This window comes from Hyphomonas sp. UBA3601 (assembly GCF_002375605.1).
In the GTDB taxonomy this organism is placed as follows: Bacteria; Pseudomonadota; Alphaproteobacteria; order Caulobacterales; family Hyphomonadaceae; genus Hyphomonas.
The window spans coordinates 6,904-8,425 of sequence record NZ_DFME01000098.1 but is presented as its reverse complement, the minus strand read 5'-3'; the positions used below and the strand labels follow the sequence as shown (position 1 = coordinate 8,425).

2 protein-coding genes are annotated in these 1,522 nt (G+C 58.8%); both read right to left on the bottom strand.

Annotated elements, in window-relative coordinates; genetic code table 11:
* On the bottom strand, window positions 1-243 hold a 243-nt coding region (locus B4F73_RS09865), incomplete at its 3' end, for a hypothetical protein (protein ID WP_290483148.1).
* A gap of 145 nt (window positions 244-388) precedes the next feature.
* On the bottom strand, window positions 389-1,522 hold a 1,134-nt coding region (locus B4F73_RS09860; RefSeq protein WP_290483147.1), incomplete at its 5' end, for a hypothetical protein.

Genomic DNA, 1,522 nt, shown 5'->3' with positions numbered 1-1,522 from the left:
CCCGCCAATTCTGGAAGCGGCGTCCGGGATCGGGTCGTGAACCTGCCAGTTCAGTTCGTATGATTTCTGCCACGTCTCAGGAAAGCCGAAGCTCGCCGTGTTTCGGGTCAGCGACCGGTCACTTCCAATGGGACCCTGAAAATAGACGCGGGTCAGTCCAATCTCGCGCAAAGCGGCAACGGATCTGTCAAATATATCTTCGACCGTACGTGATCGAACTATATGGCGCAGATGGCCCAGCATTGGTCCAATCCCATTTCTCGAATGGGAAGATAGACCAAACCAGCTCTGCGGCAATCATATTCGCCCGCTTTAGGGTTGAATATTGATGGGCCCGCTGCCTCTCTCGCGAGACGGGAGCCTCCGCTCTGTAACAGCTGCGACAGACCTAGCCGCCGAGCAGCAGCAACGTCGTCGCATCGGAACTGATACCCGCCTGCAGGGCATAGAGGTGATCCAGCAGGTTCAGGGTTTCCTTGGCATCATGGCAGCGGTCATCGACATAGAACCAATAGTCACGATACTCGACCGCTATCGTCGCAGTGGTCGGGCGCGCCGCCGCCGATTGCACGGCGAACAGGCCCCCATTCACATCATGCCAGCCTCCCGGTGCCCGACAGGGGTCGTCCGAATATTCCAGGACAGGTTGCGAGGCACGGGCAATGTCGCGGTGCGCCTCGGGCACGTGAACCGATTGCGACAACGCCGACAACACGCCGAGCAGAGATCGCCCGCGCGCCGCATAATCGCCGAGGGCATTGCCCCGCGTTGATATCTCCGTGATGTAGCGGTCACCCGGAATCACACTGACATCCGACACCCAATAGCGCCGAAAGAAGTCGGCGAGTTGTTGGCCGAGTTCCGAGGTACGATCCCATTTGAGGATCACACGCGGCTTGCCATCTCCATCGGTCTCGGATGTGTCCGGATCGACGACCTGCACCATCAATTGTCCGCGTTCCTGCAGCGAACGCATCAGCGCGGCCAGTTCGCGAAAGCGCGTATTGTCCGGCATGACCGGCGGGGTTGGCCCGGCGGCTGCCCGCGCATTCTCGAGATCACCAATTCGGGAGACGCAACACAACATCAACCGTTCGACGCTCCAGCCCGACTGGCTCATCAGGAAGATGGTCGCCGGCGGCAATGGCTGCAGGATCTGTTGGGCATAGTCCGACCCCCTCAACGCCGAATAGGCGATCGAGGGCTGACTACTCATATTGGTGCCGACATTTCCATTCAGGACTTCATCCAGATTCTGCCCGCCCAGCGCCAGCGCTGACGCCAGCATGCCGTTGATCTGGGTGTTTTCGGTTGTGGTAATCCGCTCAGCATCAACAAAGGTGACAGGATCATTGTATCGCAGGCGAACAATATTCATCAGCAATTGTTCCTGCCGGGCATCCGAAATGGCCGAAGAATAGGCAAGCGTGTCGGATTCAATGGGGGAAACCGGCCGGTTCGGATGTGCGCACGCAGACAGAACAGCCAGGCTGGCGAGCACCAGTTTCACATTTTGACGGCG